Origin of the sequence: Pseudomonas saliphila (genome assembly GCF_008638345.1) — a bacterium.
Taxonomy (GTDB): Bacteria; Pseudomonadota; Gammaproteobacteria; order Pseudomonadales; family Pseudomonadaceae; genus Halopseudomonas; species Halopseudomonas saliphila.
Genome location: NZ_VTVA01000010.1, coordinates 53,742 through 73,268, shown reverse-complemented (window position 1 = coordinate 73,268; position 19,527 = coordinate 53,742). Strand labels below are relative to the sequence as shown.

At 58.6% G+C, this 19,527-nt stretch carries 18 protein-coding genes; 10 read left to right on the top strand and 8 right to left on the bottom strand.

What is annotated here, in order from left to right:
- Positions 1–406 precede the first annotated feature (406 nt).
- On the top strand, positions 407–1,270 hold the full coding sequence (locus FHK95_RS12350; RefSeq protein WP_150304934.1) for a LysR family transcriptional regulator: 864 nt from the start codon (positions 407–409) through the stop codon (positions 1,268–1,270).
- A 37-nt stretch (positions 1,271–1,307) separates the two neighbouring features.
- On the opposite strand, the gene FHK95_RS12345 is transcribed toward FHK95_RS12350, so the two are convergent.
- From FHK95_RS12345 to norR, 4 genes are all read right to left on the bottom strand, one after another.
- Positions 1,308–2,438 (bottom strand): HPP family protein, encoded by a 1,131-nt coding sequence (locus tag FHK95_RS12345; RefSeq protein ID WP_235906772.1) that lies wholly within the window; start codon positions 2,436–2,438, stop codon positions 1,308–1,310.
- A 77-nt stretch (positions 2,439–2,515) separates the two neighbouring features.
- Positions 2,516–2,749 carry a hypothetical protein gene (locus FHK95_RS12340; protein WP_150304933.1) on the bottom strand — a complete coding sequence of 78 codons (234 nt, stop codon included), beginning with the start codon at positions 2,747–2,749 and terminating at the stop codon, positions 2,516–2,518.
- Positions 2,749–4,194: a cytochrome-c oxidase, cbb3-type subunit I gene (ccoN, locus tag FHK95_RS12335; protein WP_150304932.1), complete on the bottom strand. Its 1,446-nt coding sequence runs from the start codon at positions 4,192–4,194 to the stop codon at positions 2,749–2,751. The genes FHK95_RS12340 and ccoN overlap by 1 nt, the downstream gene beginning before the upstream one ends.
- A gap of 258 nt (positions 4,195–4,452) precedes the next feature.
- Positions 4,453–5,991: a nitric oxide reductase transcriptional regulator NorR gene (gene norR / locus FHK95_RS12330; protein WP_150304931.1), complete on the bottom strand. Its 1,539-nt coding sequence runs from the start codon at positions 5,989–5,991 to the stop codon at positions 4,453–4,455.
- A 157-nt stretch (positions 5,992–6,148) separates the two neighbouring features.
- On the opposite strand from norR, the gene ytfE reads away from it, so the two are divergent.
- From ytfE to FHK95_RS12285, 9 genes are all read left to right on the top strand, one after another.
- Entirely contained in the window at positions 6,149–6,865 is a 717-nt protein-coding gene (gene ytfE / locus FHK95_RS12325; protein WP_150304930.1) for an iron-sulfur cluster repair protein YtfE, read from the top strand.
- Between the two features lie 277 nt (positions 6,866–7,142).
- Positions 7,143–8,321, top strand: coding sequence for an NnrS family protein (locus tag FHK95_RS12320; RefSeq protein WP_150304929.1), 1,179 nt, complete (start codon positions 7,143–7,145; stop codon positions 8,319–8,321).
- Between the two features lie 402 nt (positions 8,322–8,723).
- Positions 8,724–9,557, top strand: coding sequence for a cytochrome c (locus tag FHK95_RS12315; protein ID WP_150304928.1), 834 nt, complete (start codon positions 8,724–8,726; stop codon positions 9,555–9,557).
- A gap of 39 nt (positions 9,558–9,596) precedes the next feature.
- Positions 9,597–10,982, top strand: a complete 1,386-nt coding sequence (locus tag FHK95_RS12310; protein WP_150304927.1) for a cbb3-type cytochrome c oxidase subunit I — start codon at positions 9,597–9,599, stop codon at positions 10,980–10,982.
- A 5-nt stretch (positions 10,983–10,987) separates the two neighbouring features.
- Positions 10,988–11,791, top strand: coding sequence for a CbbQ/NirQ/NorQ/GpvN family protein (locus FHK95_RS12305; protein ID WP_150304926.1), 804 nt, complete (start codon positions 10,988–10,990; stop codon positions 11,789–11,791).
- 6 nt (positions 11,792–11,797) lie between these two features.
- Complete coding sequence (locus FHK95_RS12300) at positions 11,798–13,837, top strand: nitric oxide reductase activation protein NorD (protein WP_150304925.1); 2,040 nt, start codon at positions 11,798–11,800, stop codon at positions 13,835–13,837.
- A 182-nt stretch (positions 13,838–14,019) separates the two neighbouring features.
- On the top strand, positions 14,020–14,706 hold the full coding sequence (locus FHK95_RS12295; RefSeq protein WP_150304924.1) for a Crp/Fnr family transcriptional regulator: 687 nt from the start codon (positions 14,020–14,022) through the stop codon (positions 14,704–14,706).
- A 53-nt stretch (positions 14,707–14,759) separates the two neighbouring features.
- Positions 14,760–15,119 carry a YbaN family protein gene (locus tag FHK95_RS12290; protein ID WP_150304923.1) on the top strand — a complete coding sequence of 120 codons (360 nt, stop codon included), beginning with the start codon at positions 14,760–14,762 and terminating at the stop codon, positions 15,117–15,119.
- A 187-nt stretch (positions 15,120–15,306) separates the two neighbouring features.
- Positions 15,307–15,810 carry a hypothetical protein gene (locus FHK95_RS12285; protein WP_150304922.1) on the top strand — a complete coding sequence of 168 codons (504 nt, stop codon included), beginning with the start codon at positions 15,307–15,309 and terminating at the stop codon, positions 15,808–15,810.
- A 96-nt stretch (positions 15,811–15,906) separates the two neighbouring features.
- On the opposite strand, the gene FHK95_RS12280 is transcribed toward FHK95_RS12285, so the two are convergent.
- From FHK95_RS12280 to FHK95_RS12265, 4 genes are read right to left on the bottom strand one after another with little or no spacing between them, the layout of a single operon-like run.
- Positions 15,907–16,440: a nitrous oxide reductase accessory protein NosL gene (locus FHK95_RS12280; protein WP_150304999.1), complete on the bottom strand. Its 534-nt coding sequence runs from the start codon at positions 16,438–16,440 to the stop codon at positions 15,907–15,909.
- Between the two features lie 19 nt (positions 16,441–16,459).
- The gene (locus FHK95_RS12275) at positions 16,460–17,290 is read right to left on the bottom strand and encodes an ABC transporter permease (RefSeq protein WP_150304921.1); all 831 of its coding nucleotides are present in this window, start codon (positions 17,288–17,290) and stop codon (positions 16,460–16,462) included.
- Positions 17,287–18,198 carry an ABC transporter ATP-binding protein gene (locus FHK95_RS12270; protein ID WP_150304920.1) on the bottom strand — a complete coding sequence of 304 codons (912 nt, stop codon included), beginning with the start codon at positions 18,196–18,198 and terminating at the stop codon, positions 17,287–17,289. Before FHK95_RS12270 ends, FHK95_RS12275 begins: the two co-directional genes overlap by 4 nt.
- The gene (locus FHK95_RS12265) at positions 18,195–19,484 is read right to left on the bottom strand and encodes a nitrous oxide reductase family maturation protein NosD (RefSeq protein ID WP_150304998.1); all 1,290 of its coding nucleotides are present in this window, start codon (positions 19,482–19,484) and stop codon (positions 18,195–18,197) included. The genes FHK95_RS12270 and FHK95_RS12265 overlap by 4 nt, the downstream gene beginning before the upstream one ends.
- Between the last annotated feature and the right edge of the window lie 43 nt (positions 19,485–19,527).

The window sequence follows — 19,527 nt, the reverse complement described above, 5'->3', positions numbered from 1 at the left end:
ATCAATCGACTAAACTTTCAGCAGTGGACCCACAAGTTCACTGCCCCCGTTCTGCTCTCCGTGTCCGGCTCGGCCGGCATGCTGCTGCTCGGCACCGATACCGAAGCCGCAGGCAACGCCGTCGCTGCCGCGGACCCGGTGCAACAGTTCGCCTACATGCTTGCTGCGCTCACTATGCTCGTGGGCTTGATCGGTCTCTTCCGGGCACTTTGCGCTTTCCTCGGTGGCCGCCCCATGGCGGTAACAGAAAACCGTCCCTGCAAGGCCTGTAATGACAGTGCCCAGCGCGCGCTACAGGCTTCCGCGGAACCCATCTGTGCTTTATGCGGGTCCGCTCGCAGCGGCTCGACATAAACCGCAGCGCCGGACAGCTACTTACCTCGTTAACGACTTTCCGGAATCCCCCGTGGACACAACACTGGCACGTACTTTTCTGGAGATCATCCGCGGCGGCAGCTTCATCGCTGCAGCTGAGCGCTTGCATCTCACCCAGGCCGCGGTAACCGCACGCATTCAATCGCTTGAAAGTCAGCTCAATTGCACGCTGTTCATCCGCAACCGCTCTGGCGCCAAACTGACCACAGAGGGTGAAATCTTCGCCGTGCATGCCAACCAGATGGTGCAGGCTTGGGAAGCCGCGCAACGCAACCTGCCGCTACCGGAAGGCCATCGGAACGTACTGAATCTCGGCGCAGAGCCGAGCTTGTGCAATCCCCTGGTACTGGACTGGGTGCGGCTGCTCAGGGAGCAGATTCCGACGCACACCGTGCGAACGGAAATCGGCGAGAGTCATCAACTGCTGCGCCGCGTCGAGGATGGAACGCTGGATGCGGCACTGGTTTACCAGCCCGAATATCTGCCTGGCCTGCAAGTCGAGGAGCTGCTCGAGGAAAAGCTTATTCAGGTGCGTCTACCGCAACGTCCCGATCCCTACGTGTATATCGACTGGGGTGAGAGTTTTCGTCGATTGCATGATGCCGCCCTGCCAGAACGCATTCGCGCCCCGCTCAGCTTCAATCTGGGGCCGCTCGGTTTGCAATACATCATAGAGAACGGCGGCGCCGGATATTTTCGCACCCGGGTTGTCCAGCCCTACCTCGATTCAGGTGTGCTCGAGCGGGTACCGCAGGCACCCGAGTTCAGTTTTCCGACCTATCTGGTTTATACCCGTCGACGGGAGTCGGACGCATTACAACAGGCCTTCAGCCTGCTGCGCGAAGTCGCCAGTAGCAACCGAGGCTGGTCCCGCCGTCGGGATTCGCTGTTCTAGTCAAGCCCTGCTCCGTGCTTAATCTGCCCTGCGTGCGCTAGAGATGCATTAACAGGTCCTGATGCAGCGCAGCGATCAGATCCGTCTGGGTCACCAACCCCACCAGTTTGCCGTTATCCATGATCGGTAACGAATGCAGCCCATGCCGGGACATCAGCGGGATCATGTCGACAATGTGCATGTGGCTGTCGGCGCTGATCACCGGGCTGGTCATCCACTTGCTCACCGGCTGATCGCGCCATATCTGCATCCGCGCGGCAAACAGCCTCCCTGGTGAAGCGTCCACCTGGCCCATCAGATCGCCCAGGCTCACGATGCCCACCAGTGTTCCATCCTGATCGATGACGGGAAAGGTCTTCACATGGTGATGGCGCAGCATTTGCAACGTCTGCAGGACGCTGGTATCCGGGGTCACCGATCGCACATCGCGGGACATCACCTGCGCAGCGCGGGTGCCACGCATCTGCCGACGCAATGCCGACCGCTCGGTGTTTCGCACGATCTGTTCGAGGTCTTCGCGGGTGATGTCGACAAATTCACCGAATTCGTCCAATGCACTGTCCAGGTCATCGTCGGTGATTCCGACTCTGCGCTCAGCCACGGGGTCCCGGGTGTGGTGGGTATTGGCGGCGGCTCCCTTGTCATGTTTGACGCCGGTGAGACGATTGAACGCCCGTGCGCACACCAGCAGACAGACCGCGATGCTCATTACCGGCACGCCCAGGGTCCAGCCCGGCGCGTCGATCGAGTTCCAGGTCAGTACCAGGACAATCGCCATGGCACCGCCGGGCGGGTGCAGACAGCGCAGCGGGAACATCAACAATAGCGACAGCCCGGCTGCCAGGCAGGCTGTTTCGATAGTCGCACCGAATACGCTAGCCAATAACGACGCCACCATAATAGCCACCAGATAACTGCCCAGCAGCGACCAGGGTTGCGCCAGGGCACCCGACGGAACCGCGAGCAGCAAAATCGCCGAGGCAGCCAGCGGGCCGATCAAGGCTACGGCAATATCGTGACCAAACAGAAGCTGGCAGAGCCAGGCGCTGACTCCCAGCGCCAATACCAGCCCCGTAGACAAGCGTAACCATTCCATGGGGCGCGTTGTTATCGCCTGCGGCATCCAACCCGCAATGCGCGCGGACATCAGAAATATTCGTTGTAACATGGGACTCCGTAACAGAGCGGCCTGGCAATACGCCGCGGCGCAGGTAGCCAGCCCTGTTCAATCAATAGCAATGCTGATCAGGCATCAAGATAAGCAACCGACGATTGGTCAGCAAAGGGTTCCTGGACGGGGCAAACCACCGTTTCGCAGCGTCGCCCGGTTTCCCGGGTCAGCTGCTCGGCGGCGTCCGGGTCATCCGCGAAGGGAATCAGCGCGGCTTGCTCAATGTGCGCCTCATCCATCACGCCGCAGGCCAGTGACAGGCCGAAGGCAACGATTAGCGCGAATGAGGCCAAGAGCATCATGGTCATCAGCTCGCGCTCTCAGCCGGTTGCGCCGCGCGCACGGATTCAGGTGCTGATTGCGACTGGCGGATCGTCAGCCAGCAATTGACCACCATCAGCAGCATGCCGGCAGCGAAGGTGCTGCCGCCGATCAGGCGGACGATGTAACCGGGATGGCTGGCCGACAGTGCTTCAACGAAGGAATAGGTCAAGGTGCCGTCCACATTCACTGCGCGCCACATCAGCCCTTGGGTAATGCCGTTGACCCACATGGCGACGATGTACAACACGGTGCCTATGGTGGCCATCCAGAAATGCGCATTGATCAGTCCCAGGCTGTACATCTCCTTGCGCCCATACAGCTGCGGCAGCATGTGGTAAATGGTGCCGATACTGATCATCGCGACCCAACCTAGCGCGCCGGCATGCACGTGGCCGATGGTCCAGTCGGTGTAATGAGACAGTGCATTCACGGTCTTGATGGCCATCATCGGCCCTTCAAAGGTGGACATGCCGTAAAACGCCAGCGCGACCACCAGAAACCGCAGGACCGGATCGGTACGCAGTTTGTGCCACGCGCCGGAGAGCGTCATCATGCCGTTAATCATCCCGCCCCAGCTTGGCGCCAGCAGGATGAGTGACATCACCATGCCCAGGGACTGCGCCCAATCCGGCAGCGCGGTGTAATGCAGGTGGTGGGGCCCCGCCCAGATGTACAGCGCGATGATTGCCCAGAAATGCACGATCGACAGCCGGTAGGAGTAAATCGGTCGTTCTGCGCGCTTGGGTACGAAGTAGTACATCATCCCCAGAAAGCCGACAGAGAGGATGAAACCGACCACGCTGTGCCCGTACCACCACTGGATCATTGCATCGGTCGCGCCCGCATAGACCGGGTAGGCTTTCAGCAGCGACACCGGTATCGACATGTGATTAATCACGTGCACCATGCCGGTCACTATTATGAAGGCGCCGTAAAACCAGTTGCCGACATAAATGTGTTTGACGGTGCGCCGTGCAATGGTGCCGAAGAACAGCCAGGCGTAGGCGACCCAGACCAGCGTTATCCAGGACGCAATTGGCCAGATCATCTCCGCGTATTCCTTGCTTGTCGTATAGCCCAGCAAGTAGGTAATCACGATCGCCACCAGTGCCAGTTGCCAGCCCCAGAATACGAATTGAGCGAGCCGGTCTGAGATCAGCCTGACGCGGCTGGTGCGCTGTACAACATAGAAGGATGTGGCGAAGAGCGCCCCGCCACCGAAGGCAAAGATCACCAGATTGGTGTGAATGGGACGCAGGCGGCCAAAACTGAGCCAGGGCACATCTAAGCTCAGCGTGGGCCAAACCAACTGGGCGGCGATAAACACACCCATTGCCATACCTATGACACCCCAGATCAGGGTGGCGATAGTGAATTGGCGGACCACGTCATAGTTATACGTGATGCTTGGCTCGGCTGGGCGGCTCATCGAATCTCCCTGGAATGGCAATAGACAGCTACAACAGCGCTGGAAAGCGGCTGTCACGGAAAGGCGGTTATTGTCGGTGCTGACATGATTCACAACAAACGAATAAAAATTGTCGTTGAGTTCAATTATATTTGATTTAAATCAAGTCGCTGGGAAGCGTTCGATGTTAAGCGTCCTCGCTGGCTTGAAGCCTGAGGGAGACGTATGGGGGGATGTTTTGCATCCGGCGGCATGGACGCCGCCGAATAGCCTGGCGGATCAGCTAGTTTTGAGACCCAGTCGCTTGGCCAGCTTATGCAGATTGCTGGGGTCGATGTCGAGCAGGCGCGCGGCGGCGGCCCAGTTGTGATTGGCCCGCTCCAGGGCGCTGCGCAAATGCTGACGCTGACAGGCATCGGTGAACTGTCTGAGGCTGGCCAGGTCGGCCCCCTTCTCTGCCGACGTAGCGGACAGGGTGTCCGCTACGGGCTCAACAGACTGGGACGACGAGGCGATATCCAGATGCACCGGTTCAAGGCTGATAATGCCTTGACGCGACCCGTTGCGGCCGAGCGCCTTGAGCGCGGCGCGGCTGATCACATGCTCAAGCTCGCGCACGTTACCGGGCCACTGATATCCCATTAGCGCCTGCTCGGCCTCAGGTGAGAGCCTGAGACTGCGCACGCCCAACCGGATCCTGTTCAACTCCAGGAAGTGCCCGGCCAGCAGCAGAATATCATTGCCGCGGTCGCGCAACGGAGGGATGTGTACCGGATACACCGACAGGCGGTGGTACAGGTCCGCACGAAAATCACCGGCGGCAACCGACTCAGCCAGCTTACGGTTGGTCGCGGCAATGATCCGCACATTCACCTTGATCGGCTTGTCTGCACCGATACGCTGGATCTCGCCGTTCTGCAAGGTGCGCAACAGCTTGGCTTGAATTGACAAGGGTAGCTCGCCTACCTCGTCGAGAAGAATGGTTCCACCGTGCGCCGCATCGAAGCGCCCGCCCCGGTCGGCAGTCGCGCCAGAAAACGCGCCTTTGACGTGGCCGAACAACTCGCTCTCGGCCAGGGTTTCAGGCAACGCGGCGCAGTTCACATGCACCAGCGGTTTGTTCGAACGGCGCGAGTTGCTGTGCACCCAGCGTGCGAACAATTCCTTACCGACACCGGTTTCACCTGCCAACAGAACCGGAAGATCCGAGTCGGCCACCACGCTCAGCTCTTCAAGCAGACCCGTGATGATCGGGCTATGGCCGAGCACATGCTCGTCAATCGCCGGCAGACCAGGCTGTTCTCCGGTTCGTGACAGGCGCAGTGCCCGATTTTCCTGCTCCAGCCGGGTGACCCGCACGCATGCCTCGATCAAGGGGATCAGCGCTTGCAGTTCGCGTCTTGCCGTTTCGTCAAAGGTGCCCGCCCGCAGCGCGTCCATCGTCAGCGCGCCCCACACGCGCCCTTCTCCATACAAGCTGACGCCCATGCAATCGTGAACGGGCAATGGCTCACCCGGTGAACTGTCCAGCAGGCCGTCATAGGGATCAGGCAATGGGCTGTCCGGATCGAACCAGGTAGGCTCCTTACGCGACATCAGGGCGGCCAGTCGCGGATGACTGGCGATATCGAATCGGCGCCCAAGCGCCTCCTGTACCAGACCGGTAGCGGCGAGAGGCTTGAGACAGTCTTCGGAGCGCTGCAACAACACCACAGCACCACAGTGAAAATGTTCGCGTAGTACATGGACAAGTCGCTGCAGACGCACGGCAGCGGGCAGCTCAGCGACAAGATCCGGGAGTATCAGGGGTTCGATCATGGGTCTAATTAACCATTGCAAGGGCTTTATTACCCTTCAGTGAGAGGGTACAAGCGACCCTTTTATACTAATTCCCATTGGAATTCAAACGCTTGAGACATGGCACAGGCTTTGCTTTGGGTAATGCTACCGAGTAACCATCCTTTGAGACTCCGCCATGACGCTTGATTATCTGAATACTTCCCTGGGCGATATTGCCCGCTCCATCCCTGGCGCTACCCGCGTTCTCCACGAACATCGGCTGGATTTCTGCTGTAACGGACATGTCACCCTGGCAGAAGCAGCCAACCGTAAGCATATCGATGCTGAAGCACTGGCTGCGCAGCTGAAGACGCTCCAGGCGGCCGGCGATGCGACCGAAAAGGATTGGCGACAGGAGTCACCCTCTGTACTGATCAATCATATTCTCGAGCGCTATCACGACGCTCACCGAGAGCAGCTGCCGGAACTCATTCGCTTGGCACGCCGCGTTGAACAGGTGCACGGCCGACGGCCGAATTGCCCGAACGGCTTGGCCGATCACCTCAATAACATGCAGCAAGAGCTTGAGAGCCACATGCTCAAGGAAGAAACCATTCTGTTCCCGATGTTGATCGAAGGACAGCAGAGTGAAGCGGCGGGGCCAATCAGCGTCATGCGCTTCGAACACGAACAGCATGGTGAATCCCTGGATGAACTGATCAGGCTCACCAACGACATTACCCCGCCCGCAGATGCATGTAACACCTGGCAGGCGTTGTATCGCGGGCTCGAAGAGTTTCGACAGGACCTGATGCAGCATATCCACCTGGAGAACAATATTCTCTTCGCCTTCAGCCCACGCATCACCGACACTCCCGCAGACAGTTGCTGTTCCGTCTGCTCTGGCAACTAAGGACAGACACATGAAAAGCAATACCGACTCGTCGCGGCCCTTTGGTCAGCGACTTGTCGACCGCTTTACAGCTGGCTTCGTTTACAGTGGTCATAGCAGCAGGAGCAGCGGCCGACTGACAAACCAGCACACCTTTGGTCGTGCTGAGCCCAGGCAGGACACCGGGCAACGCGCTCAGAGATCGGGCAAGGGAGCCCGGCTCCGCCAGCGCAATGTCTGGACCTGCTGATGCCAGCCGGTTGAACGCGTGACCTTTGATTGACCAAGAGAGACCATTATGCAAAGCAGCAGTACCAGACCCATCGCACTGTTCGGGTTGAGCTTCAGGCCATTTTTTTTGGCCGGCGCGGCCTATGCCTTGCTTGCCATCCCCTTGTGGATTGCTGCGTTTCTGGGATATATCCCCGCGTGGCAGCCTTCCGGCGGTTGGTTGGCCTGGCATCGGCACGAGATGTTGTTCGGCTTTTCTGCTGCAATCATCGCCGGATTTCTGTTGACCGCAGTGCAAAACTGGACAGGTGTGCCTGGTCTGAGCGGTAGGCCACTGGTGTTGCTGGCTGGATTATGGCTGGCGGCGCGCGTGGCCTGGCTCGCGAATGCGCCCCTGTGGTTGCTGATGCCGTTGGAACTGGCATTTCTTCCAGCGGTTGCGATCGCCTTTGGCGGGAATCTGTGGCAGGTGCGCCAGTACCGTAACGCGCCAATTCTCGTGGTGCTCGGTTTACTTGCACTGTGCAACCTGTGCTCGATGCTCGGCATTCAGTCAGGCGACGATCTGCTGCAGCGTCGGGGTGCGCTCGGTGCCTTGTGGTTGGTCGCCGCGCTGATGTCTGTCATCGGCGGACGGGTCATTCCGTTCTTCACCCAGCGCGGTCTCGATTTGCCTGCGGCGTCGCCTGCCCTGCCCTGGCTGGACAATTTCATTCTGGTCGGCAGTATTCTGATAGCAGTGCTGATGCTCAGTGGCTGGGGATTGGCAGTCAGTATCTGGCAGGTGCCGTTGTTCCTGCTGGTGGCCGCAGCGCAGATCATGCGTCTAGTCCGCTGGTACCATCCGGGCATCTGGGGCGTGCCGCTGTTGTGGTCGCTGCACGTCGCCTACGCCTGGATGGCCGCTGCACTGCTCGCCATGGCAATGTGGCATGCGGGCTGGGAAATTGGCCTGAGTCAGGCGACTCACCTGATGGCCATCGGCGGTATGTCAGGCTTGATCCTCGCCATGCTGGCGCGCGTTACGCTGGGGCATACCGGGCGTCCTTTGCAGCCACCGAGTTACATGAACCTGGCCTTCATTCTGCTCAGTGTGGCGGTTCCTGCACGGGTGTGGCTGATCGAATGGTCTGCACTCGCAGGCTTCTGGCTTGCCGTGCTGTGTTGGAGCATCGCCTTTGCGCTGTACCTCTGGTACTACGCTCCGCTGCTCTGCAAGCCACGCCCGGACGGCAGACCGGGTTAATCAGGTTGTGCGGGCGGGTGTCTGGATAATCCGGACACCCGCGCGAAAATGTTCAAGTTAGCTGCCCTCCTGCTCGCCTCGTTACCTGTTCTACATCCGCCACTCTCCCTCCAAGTCTGACCCCTCTAACCCGGGCATCCCGGGCATTCAATACCTCTTTATTTCCACTTCCAAATTTGCCCATATGCCGGTTCACTGCTATCACTTAACCACGTGATTTAACTGAAGCGCCGGGGGATCTATGCAACGCTTAGTCAGCTCCATGAAAATTATCGGCTTTGCCGTACTGTTTTTTATGGTTATTGCAATTTGTTATGCCACTTTTATGTCAATCAAATATTGGAACGGGATCTCGGTATGAGATGTAAGGGATTTCTTTGACAATCTGGCGGGCGGAAAAAAATGAATAAAAGACAAACCAGGATATTCGCTCTAGCGTCCACGGCGATATCGGCTCTGGTGTTTCTGGTTCTGACCATTGATAGCCATCGGCAATTTCCAGAGCTGACCAACGCCGATGCCATCACTCCTCAGGTCACCCACGGCAAAGACGTATGGCATAAATATAACTGTATCAATTGCCATACCTTGTTCGGCGAAGGTGCTTATTACGCGCCCGATCTCACGAAGATCACTCAACATAGGGGCGAAGCTTACCTAAAAGCCTATATGCGTGATCCGTCAAATTTCTATGACGAGGAAATTCATCGCAGGCTGATGCCCAAACAGGATCTCAGCGAGGAGGAAATCAATGACCTGATTATCTTCCTCGACTGGGTTGCCAATGTTGATAACCAGGGCTGGCCGCCGCGTCCTATTCTGGTGACCAACAGCTTCGCACAGCATCAGCCTGGTGCTGACGTAACCACTGACCCGAGTGTGACGCCCGTGGACAGCGGCTCTGACCCCCGCGCACTGGGTGAGAAGCTGTTCAACACCGCGGTGCCATCTTGTAATGCCTGCCACTCCATCGCTCCTGGCGTGACCATGGCGGGCCCGACGATGGCGGGACTATTGGATCGAGCAGAACAGACGCTTGCGTCTGACGAGTACACCGGCGAAGCGACAGATGTCGAGGGATACATCCGCGAATCCATCGTCAGCCCGAGCGCGCACCTGGTACCTGGCAGCATGTTCTCGGCGGACGGCGTGTCGTTCATGCCAACGACTTATCCGGAAAGCTTGACCGAAGAGCAGATAGACCAGTTGGTGGCCTATTTGACCTCGCTCAAATGAATTGCGCCGCGCGCCATAAAAAGTTGACGGAGAACAAACATGCGCTATAAATCCCAATCAGTTGCTTACTGGTATTTCGCAGTAGCGATGGGGCTATTCGGATTGCAGATGGTATTCGGTCTGCTATCGGCCACCAAATATCTTGGTCCTGACCCGCTGCTTTACGTTCTGCCGTTTGATGTGACCAAGGTAATCCATACCAACTTGCTGATTGTCTGGGTACTGGCAGGTTTTATGGGCGGTACGTATTGGCTGGTACCAGAAGAATCACGACGTGAACTGTACAGTGTGAAGCTGGCTTATATTCAGCTCATTCTCTGGGTATTGATGGGGGTTACGGCCATTATTGGCTACCTGTTCCGTTACGGAACGGGCAATAAGCTGCTTGAACAACCCTTGCCGCAAAAGCTGGTTATCGTGCTGTGTATGGGGATATTCCTCTACAACATCGGCATGACCATCAAGAAGTCCGGGCGCTTCACCACCACAGAGGGCGTCCTGCTGCTCGGCTTGGTCAGTTCCGCGGTACTGTTCATCCCTGCCCTGCTGCACTATGAAAACTATACCGTGTCGATCTTCTATCGTTGGTGGACCATCCACCTCTGGGTAGAAGGCGTGTGGATGATGATCATGGGCTCGTTCCTGGCTTATCTGTTGATTCGCCTGTCCGGCGCGGATCGCGAAGTCATGGAAAAGTGGCTGTATGTGATCGTCGCGCTGGTATTTATCGCCGGCATCCTGGGTACTGCGCACCATTACTACTGGGTGGGTGTGCCGACCTACTGGTTGCCCATTGGCGGTATGTTCAGTGCGCTCGAGCCTGCAGCGTTGGTCGGTATGGCGGTCCTTGCCTACGGCGCCATCCGCCGTTCAGGTATGGCGCACCCCAATGCCCTTGCGCTGCACTGGGCGGTCGGTAGCGCTGTATTTACCCTGTTTGGCGCCGGTCTGTTGGGGCTGGCTCACACCTGGCCGGGCATCAACAAGTGGACCCATGGCACGCTGATTACCGCCATGCACGGGCACGCGGCGTTCTACGGTGCGTACGTGATGATCATTCTGGCGATGATCACCTACGCCCTGCCGGCGCTAACCCGCGGTCGTCCGGAAGGCGGCACCACCATGGGTTACTGGGCGTTCTGGTTGCAGCTGGCTGGCATGTTCGGCATGACCTTGTCCTTCGCCACGGCAGGCATCGGTCAGGTGTATCTGGAACGCGTGATGGGCATGGGCTACCTGGATGCGCAGCTCAAGATTCAGGTCCACTTCCTGATGCTGATCGCCACAGGCACGGTCTTTGTTACCGGGGTGGGTTTGTTTATCTACGACTTCTTCCGGTTCCCGCCACGTCTGATGATCTCGGACGACACGGAGCAGCTGTCACCACGCGAACCGGTTGTTGACGATGCGAGGACCCGAGTTTGACCGTCATGTCCACACAAGTGCCTCCCCAGCAGGGGGAGGCACCCTTCTATGTCCCCAGCGGAGATGAAGTTGAACTTTTTGAGCAGTCTCACTCCCGCAATCTGGCGGTCATGCTCAAGGGGCCTACCGGTTGCGGCAAGACGCGCTTCGTTGAACATATGGCCTGGAAACTGGGACGGCCGCTGGTGACTGTCCAGTGTCACGATGATCTGACTGCCAGTGATCTGATCGGTCGTTTTCTGATTCGAGCCAACGACACCGTCTGGCAGGATGGGCCGCTCACCCGGGCCGTTCGGGAAGGTGCCATCTGCTATCTTGACGAGGTGGTCGAGGCGCGGCAGGACACCGTGGTGATACTGCACTCACTGACGGATCATCGCCGAATCCTGCCGCTGGACAAGACCGGTGAACAACTCGTCGCCGCTCCGGGGTTTCAGTTGGTGGTGTCCTACAATCCGGGATATCAGCGGATGCTCAAGGACCTCAAGCCCAGTACCCGGCAGCGTTTCGTTGCGATGGATCTGGATTTTCCGCCGCCCGAGCGAGAAGCGCACATTGTTTCCAGCGAAAGCGGTATCGACGAGCCCACCGCACACGCGCTGGTTGCCCTCGCCGTTCGGCTGCGTGAATTGCGCGACCACGGTCTGGCTGAGGTGCCGAGCACGCGTTTGCTGATTGCTGCCGCCAACCTCATCGCCAGTGGCATCAAGCCTCGCACGGCGTGCTACGCAGCGGTGATCTCGCCTCTGTCCGACGACGAATCGCTGGTCGCCGCCATGCGCGACCTTGTCGACGCCACCTTTATCTGAGTATCCATGGCCGAAGCTGAAGATGTAATCACCGATGCCGCGCGCCACGCCACGATTTTCACCCGGAACCTATGGCGCCGGTATCGTCCCCCTCCTCCGGGTCCTGTACTCCTCACCCTGAACGATGTTGCCAGTCGCCTCGACCTGTTGTGCACCGGGGTGTTCGCCAATCGTTTCCCGATCCGCGTGGCGCAAATGGGCGCGCGCTCAACGCTGCTGACGCTGGTGTTCAGGCGCGATCCTGCACCACGCACCCGCGCTGCCATCCCCGCAACGGATGGTGTCAGCATCTGGCTTCCACGCGATGCCGGCACGCCTGACGTCACATTCGGGTCGGCCTGGTATCGCGTCCTGGCGTTGCAACAGGCGATGCGCGTTGAACGCGGCAGCGCGGCGCTCATCGCGCCGGACATGAACCCACTGTTGCGGGATCTGTATCTATTGCTGGAGGCGTTCAATGCCGACCAGGCTCTGAGCCAGCTGCTGCCCGGCATGCGCGGCGCGCTGGATGTCGCCCGCCAACAGGCACTGGCAGCGCGCCCCGAGTTGGAGCGGTTTTCCGCGCCCCGTCAGCAACTCGAGTTATTCCTGCGCCAGTTACTACAGAGTCCGTGCGCTGAGCCGCCGAAAGCGCTGCTTTGTCCTACCCCGGATCAATCCCTGCAGCTGGCGGCCGACATGACGGCTCAATTTGCGCCTGACGACAGTTCGCGGCGACTTATGGGACTGCATCCCCTGTACCCTGATTGCTGGACCGGTGCATTGCTACCTACCCCGGTTTCCCAGCAGCACGGTTTGGGACCGGCGGCCGACGCCACGGACGAGACTGAGCATGACGCCCCGGCACCGCGCAGTGCCAGACTCGATCGAAGGCCGACGATCCGCGAAGCCAAGGATGATGAAGACGATGATTCAGGTCCGGGCCCCTGGATGGTGCATCCTGAAGGAGGCCACGAACACGCCGAGGATCCGATGGGGCTCAAACGTCCGGTTGATCTGGATGATGCCACCAGTGCCACCGAATACGGTGAGCTGGTATCCGAGCTCCCCGAAGCCAGACTGATCTCGACTCCCGGCAGACCCAAGGAGGTGCTCCTCACCGATGACCCCCCAGAGGAACGTGCCCGTCGCGCAGCCGGACGCAGTGATCCGCGGGGCAAGCGCATACGCTATCCGGAATGGGACTACCAGAGCAGCAGTTACCGCGATCCAGGCGCAACAGTGCGGCTGCTTGATGCAGGCGCCGGCCCACAGGAATGGGTTGATGAGACGCTGAGAAAGCATCGGCCCATGCTGAATTCAATTCGCCGGCATTTCGAGATGCTACGCGCCGAGCCCGTGCTACTGCGGCGCAGGCAGGATGGCGACGACATCGATCTGGACGCCTATCTGGAGAATCATGCGGACTTTCGCGCCGGGCTGCCACGCTCCGACGCCTTATATCAGACCCGTCGTGCCATCCGCCGGAATGTGGCCATCACCTTGCTGATAGACGTCAGCGGGTCCACCGATGGCTGGGTGTCGGGTAATCGACGGATCATTGATGTCGAACGCGAGGCTGTGCTGCTGGTATGCATGGCGCTGGAAAGTCTGGGCGAGCCCTACGCCGTGCAGGCGTTTTCCGGTGAAGGACCTGGCGGTGTTACCGTGCGTGAAATCAAGGGCTTTGACGAGCGCTACAGCAATGCCATCGCACTGCGCATCTCCGCTCTCGAACCCGAACACTATACCCGCGCGGGTGCCGCCCTGCGCCACGCAACCAGTGGCCTGATGCAACAGGGTGCTGAACACCGACTGCTTATACTGTTATCCGACGGCAAACCCAACGACATTGATGACTACGAAGGACAGTATGGGGTGGAGGACATGCGCCAGGCAGTCAATGAGGCGTCTCTACAAGGCATTTTCCCCTTCTGCCTGACCATCGACCGACAGGCCGCCGCCTACCTGCCCAAGGTGTTCGGGGCAAACCGCTACGCCTTGCTGCCTTCACCGCAGCGGCTACCGGCGGTGCTACTGGAGTGGATCAGGCGCTTGCTGGTTTAACGTCGACTCTTAATCGCATATCCCCCTCGCCTTGCGTATCCACGTGAGCCTACCACCTCCGACCACATCCCCTTGGGTAGTACCGGCGGAAGGCCTCGGTTATGATCTACCCATAAAGAGGCATGGCTTGATCCAGATCAAGTGCTTACCCTCCCACGCACATCCAAACGCGAATTCCGACCATGCAACTGTCTGCACAACATCATCACCGAATCCTCCAGCATCCGATGCTGTCGTCGTTTCCGCCTGAGGTTCAGACCGAAATGCTGGCAGAGACCGTTTACCGCGAGTACCCTGCCCAGACCTTGATCCTGCGCCAGGGTGACCCGGCCGAGCGATTCTTTCTGGTGCTCGAAGGTGCTGTGAAGCTGTTCCGTATCTCGCCCGACGGCAAGGAAAAAGTGGTCGAGGTCATTCAGGCGGGTCATACCTTCGCTGAAGCTGTGATGTTTATGCAGCGGCCTGTTTACCCTGTATGTGCCGAGGCGTTACAGCCGGTCCAGCTGGTGGGTTTCTCAAACAAACTGATGTTGCGCAGTCTCGAGACCAATCCGCAAACCTGCCTGAGGTTGCTGGGCCACCTGAGTGTTCGCCTACATCAGCGACTTGATGAGCTCGAGAACCTGACGCTGCAGAATGCGACGCAGCGCTTTGCCTTATACCTGGTCAGTCAGATCAAGGACCGCTCGGACGACAAGGTCGAACTGGATCTTGGCTTACCCAAGGGCCTGATCGCTGCGCGACTGTCGATCAAGCCGGAAACCTTGTCCCGGGCGATGGCCACATTGCGAGACCTCGGATTGATCGGCAGCCAGGGCCGCCATATTCAGATTCCGAGCGTCAGCAGACTGCTGGCCGAGTTTGCCTGAGACAGCTGCCCGGAAAGCGTTTACAGCTGAATCCTCAGCCGGAAGTTGAATTCATGTTCAGGCAATTATTATGGCGCACCTTGGCGTCTGTCAGTCTCGGACTGGGTGCTCTGGGCATCGTGCTCCCAGGCCTGCCGACAACTCCCTTTCTGCTCGTCGCTGCCTGGGCCGGCTCCCGCGGGTGGCCTGCATTGGAAGCCCGCCTTCTGGCCCACGAACGCTATGGTCCACTGATACGCGACTGGCGCAACGATGGCGCTGTACCGCGCAAGGCCAAATGGTTTGCCTCGGCACTGATGCTGAGCAGCGTGGTCATGATCTGGATCTCCCCCGCGCCTGATCTGGTGCGCTGGCTGCTACCGGCGTTCCTGCTATGCGTAGCCATCTGGCTCTGGGCACGACCGGAAAGTTGAAGCCGTGTCCCTGATGGGTTCATATCACCATAATGGTTGAAAGCACCTTACCCTCAGGTGGTTCGTTCGACCACTTCCGATAAAAAGATATATAAATCAACAAGATGCTATGCGGCACGGACCTTGCTTTGATATAAGTCAAGAAACCAAAAATTTGGTTCTGACGTCTATTCAAGGAGCATATCTGATGCCTAGCAAAACTCTTGGCCTGGTTCTGGCAATCGCCCTCACGGCTGTTCCGGTGAGTCTGTCTTATGCCGAAACCGCCGCCCACGAGCACAGCGATGCAGCGCACCAACAACAGGGCGCCGATGCAAATGCGCTGCACCTGGACAACGGTAGCCAGTGGAAATCCGACGCGCCACTGCGTAAGGCAATGGCTATGCTGAGAAGCGATCTCCACCCGTTGATGCCTGTGATTCACCAGGATGAACTTGCTGTTGATCAGTACGAGAAGCTGGCCGACAGCGTGAACACACAGGTCAACTATATGATCGACCACTGCGAGCTGGAGGGGGAAGCGGATGCGCAGTTGCATCTGATCATTGCGGATCTGATGGCTAGTGCCAACGCGATGCAGGGAGAGGCAGAAAACCAGGCCCGACGCGATGGCGCTATTCGGATGGTGGGTGCGTTAAACAACTACGCTACCTATTTTGACGATGAGAGTTTTGAAGCGCTCGATCACTAAGCGATATCACGGATGGGCCGCGTCGCCGGAGCTATTCGATAGTCCGGCGACGCGGAACCGGGCGTAGCGCACCGCGCTACACTCCCAGGCATGCGTTCAATGGCCGCCATCGCCGTGCTGGGAGGCAGCGGCCTGCTGCAGTACCTGCTGATCGATTTCTTCAAAGCGCAGCACACGTCCGCCGTGCTCGTCGGCGAGCGCCTGCGCTGCGGCCTCGTCCGAAAAGCTGGCCAGCGTCGCGCCCATCGCGCTCTTCAGCGGAGTGTCGATAACATAATAGGCAGTCGTCGCGTCGATCAGGTGCGCATCATCCGGTGCGCTCCATTCACTCTGTCCCATGTCATGGACGAACAATGACGCATCACTGATGCGATTTTCCGGCTGCAACCACCAGCCGAGCATTTCGGCGGTGGAGCAGAACTTGCGCACGCCATTATTGCCCACACTTTGCCCTTTGGGCCCTTCAAACTCACTGATCACCATTCCGCAAACATGGCATGAATCGTCCTGATGGAATGCCACCGGCTCACGTACGACCTGTTCTTCTTCCTCCGTGCCACAGGCCAGCAGGCCCAGACTCACCAGGGTAATGGCAACCAGGCGCGCGCTGCGCCCTTGAAGATAACGCATCATTTTCATTTCCTTGGGGCTACACAACCCGTCGACGGAACAACCAATAAGCCAGAAGTAGAGAAATACCAACCCAGCCAACCAGACACGCCCACAACAGCCAGCCGGATATGGGCAGATCATCACCCAGCGTCAGTACCCCGACCGCACTGCTACCCACATCGAAGCCGGTCAGGTTGATCAGCCGATAGATATCAGTGGGGTTGAAGAGCAGCAACCAGGGTAGAAGTTCAGGGTTGAACTTGCCTTCGCTGATCACCAGTACAGCCAGCAGGGCCAGATCAAACACCAGCACGAACAGAAACCATAGGCCGAGGGCCAGGCCTGCCGCGGTCGACTTCTCCCGGGCCAGACTGCTCAACACGTAGGCCAGCGCCAGGAACACCCAGCCGAGCAGCGTCGAGGAGATCATGAAGCGGCCAAACGCCCATACCAACAGACTCAGTTCGACATCCTCGACCAGCACCGCGATAGCGACGGCAGCGCAGCCAAAGCCGATCAAGGTGGCCAGCGCCAGAATCAGGCCGTGACCGAAAAACTTGCCCAGCAGTATCTGTCCGCGGCCAAGCGGGTAAGTCAGCAGCAACATCAGTGTGCCGCCCTCCTCTTCACCAACGATCGCATCGTAGGCCAACATCAGCGCGATCAGCGGCATCAGGAAGGTCGCCAGGCTGGCCAGACTCGCGATAGTCGCCGGAATCGAAGTAAAACCAACCTGACCGGACGCGGCGGCGCCAAACCAGGCGATGCCGACTGCCAGCAGCGCGAACACCAGGCTGATCGCCAGCAACCAGCGATTGCGCAGGCCGTCATTGAGTTCCTTGCGCGCGATATTCCATATCTGGTTCATGCAGACACCCCGTTAGCCTTGTCCATATAGTGGCGGTACAGGTCGGTAAGCGATGGCTGATGGATTTCGATGTCAGTCAGCTTTTCGCCGGCCAGCAGCTGCCTGAGCAGGTTGAGTTTCTGATCACCCCGCGCGACTACTTCGATACCGTCGTGGCCGAGCGGCGTGGCGCTATGGCCTGCTGCGTTCCAGCGTTGCATCCAGGACTCCCGGTCAACCACCCCGCTGACCCGGATACGCTCCGGCAATGCTGCTTCATGGCGCAGACTGGTCAGTGTGCCAACCGCTTGCAGGCGACCTCCGGCCAGAATGGCGCCGCGGTCGATATGCCGCTCGACACCCGGCAGCACGTGGGAACACAGGATGACACTGCAACCTTGCTGGCGAAGTCCATCGATCAGGCTGTACAGGTCTTCAGTGGCTACAGGATCAAGGCCCACGGTGGGTTCATCAAGCAGCAGCAGCCGCGGTTCACCCAACAAGGCCTGCGCCAGCCCCAGGCGTTGGCGCATGCCCTTGGAGTAGGTGCGCACTCTACGGTCTGCCGCATGGCTCAGGCCGACCTGTTCCAGTAGCTGCTCGGTCTGGCTGACCGGGGCGCCTTTGAGGCGTGCGAAATGCCGTAAGGTTTCGCGGCCGCTGAGCTGTCCGTAGAAGGTGACGTTCTCAGGCAGATAGCCGAGTGTACGCCGCACCTGCGGATCGTTCGGCTCGCAGCCCAGTACACGTACCTGGCCTTCGGTGGCGTTGAGCAAGCCGAGGATGAGTTTCATGGTGGTGGTCTTGCCCGCGCCGTTGTGCCCGAACAACCCAAGCACTTCACCTTCACCCAGCGTCAGGTTCAACTCTTCAAGCACCGTCATGGCGCCGTAACGCTGGGTAAGATTCTGGATTTCAACTGCATTCATCGAGTGGATTCCTGAGCCAGTGCCGGACTGTCGGCCGGTAGCTGCATTAACGGATGACTGTCCTGCACGCCCGGTGATTTGGTGACCGGGAAAACACGCTGCACCCAGCGCAACAGTTCAATAGCTGGGCTGTTCATCAACAAGCGCACCTGCGGGTAAAGCCAGAGCAATCGGTCGATGTTGTCGTTTGGTTCGTAGGACACATCACCGATGCCGTCGTCATCGCGATCCCAGCCGAGGTAATCACTCCAGTAGTTCCCCTGCCCGCCCACTGACCATTCCTGGGTGCGGGTGGCGACGTATTTGACCTGCTGCTGGTTGCCGACGAAGGCGTTACGACTGACCTTGTTATCCTCAGAACCAGCAGTAAGATGTATCCCCAAGCCGCTGTTTTCAAAGTGATTATTTTCTATGGTATTGAACAAGGAGTTGTAGATGAATAACGCCTTGCCTTCCGCGCCGGAGATCATGGCGTCACCATCCCCCTGATGCGAATCGGATACGAAGTTATCGCTTATCGTGGAGTAGGTGATGTAGTTCATCAGAATGCCGTAATTCTGATCGTGCTCGGAGCGGTTACCGGTGACCGTCAGTTGACGGCTCTGCATCAGCGCATAGCCGGTACGGGTATTGCGCGTAGTATTACCGATGACCGTATTGTCGTGGGAAAACATGTAGTGCACGCCGTAGCGCAGATCTTCCAGCGTATTGCCCTCGATCTGATTGCCGTTGGAATTGCCGATATATACGCCGTCACGTGCGTGACGCACATGGTTATCGATAATGCGGGCACCCTTGGTACTGAACATATGGATGCCATTGCCACGGTTTTGCGAGCGAACCGTCTCATCGCCCTGGATGTCGTTGCCGATCACGCTGACGTCATTGGCTTGATCGATCCAGATGCCAAAACCTGGCCCCCGAAGCCGGTTACCGCGCAGCGTCGCTCGTTCGGCTTGCGGATGGATAAAAATCCCCGCATCCAGATCGGTCAGGTTCGCCCCCCAATCCCGCAAGGTACAGTTCTCGAGGGTGACGTCCGGGGCTCTAATCTCGACCAGGTGACCGGTGCCCTGTCCGCGTAATATTGCGCCGTCTTCGCAACGCAGGTGGATAGTCTGATCAATAAGAAACTGGCCCTGATACTCCCCTTCAGGGAGGGTCCAGCGGTTGTCACTGTCGGCAGACAGTGGCAAGTCGATAATATTCTGGGGAGCCGCTTGGGCAACTCCAGAAACGTACAGTAATGCACATACTGCACCAAGGCGCGAAACCACTCTCGCCAGTCTTTTCGGCACTGCTGTTACCTTCTTCGGGTGCTATAGGAAA

Coding starts and splice junctions, on each gene's coding strand:
- FHK95_RS12345 (WP_235906772.1), bottom strand. CDS start 2,438: ATGTTACAACGAATATTTCTGATGTCCGCGCGCATTGCGGGTTGGATG.
- FHK95_RS12340 (WP_150304933.1), bottom strand. CDS start 2,749: ATGACCATGATGCTCTTGGCCTCATTCGCGCTAATCGTTGCCTTCGGC.
- ccoN (WP_150304932.1), bottom strand. CDS start 4,194: ATGAGCCGCCCAGCCGAGCCAAGCATCACGTATAACTATGACGTGGTC.
- norR (WP_150304931.1), bottom strand. CDS start 5,991: ATGATCGAACCCCTGATACTCCCGGATCTTGTCGCTGAGCTGCCCGCT.
- ytfE (WP_150304930.1), top strand. CDS start 6,149: ATGACGCTTGATTATCTGAATACTTCCCTGGGCGATATTGCCCGCTCC.
- FHK95_RS12320 (WP_150304929.1), top strand. CDS start 7,143: ATGCAAAGCAGCAGTACCAGACCCATCGCACTGTTCGGGTTGAGCTTC.
- FHK95_RS12315 (WP_150304928.1), top strand. CDS start 8,724: ATGAATAAAAGACAAACCAGGATATTCGCTCTAGCGTCCACGGCGATA.
- FHK95_RS12310 (WP_150304927.1), top strand. CDS start 9,597: ATGCGCTATAAATCCCAATCAGTTGCTTACTGGTATTTCGCAGTAGCG.
- FHK95_RS12305 (WP_150304926.1), top strand. CDS start 10,988: ATGTCCACACAAGTGCCTCCCCAGCAGGGGGAGGCACCCTTCTATGTC.
- FHK95_RS12300 (WP_150304925.1), top strand. CDS start 11,798: ATGGCCGAAGCTGAAGATGTAATCACCGATGCCGCGCGCCACGCCACG.
- FHK95_RS12295 (WP_150304924.1), top strand. CDS start 14,020: ATGCAACTGTCTGCACAACATCATCACCGAATCCTCCAGCATCCGATG.
- FHK95_RS12290 (WP_150304923.1), top strand. CDS start 14,760: ATGTTCAGGCAATTATTATGGCGCACCTTGGCGTCTGTCAGTCTCGGA.
- FHK95_RS12285 (WP_150304922.1), top strand. CDS start 15,307: ATGCCTAGCAAAACTCTTGGCCTGGTTCTGGCAATCGCCCTCACGGCT.
- FHK95_RS12280 (WP_150304999.1), bottom strand. CDS start 16,440: ATGCGTTATCTTCAAGGGCGCAGCGCGCGCCTGGTTGCCATTACCCTG.
- FHK95_RS12275 (WP_150304921.1), bottom strand. CDS start 17,290: ATGAACCAGATATGGAATATCGCGCGCAAGGAACTCAATGACGGCCTG.
- FHK95_RS12270 (WP_150304920.1), bottom strand. CDS start 18,198: ATGAATGCAGTTGAAATCCAGAATCTTACCCAGCGTTACGGCGCCATG.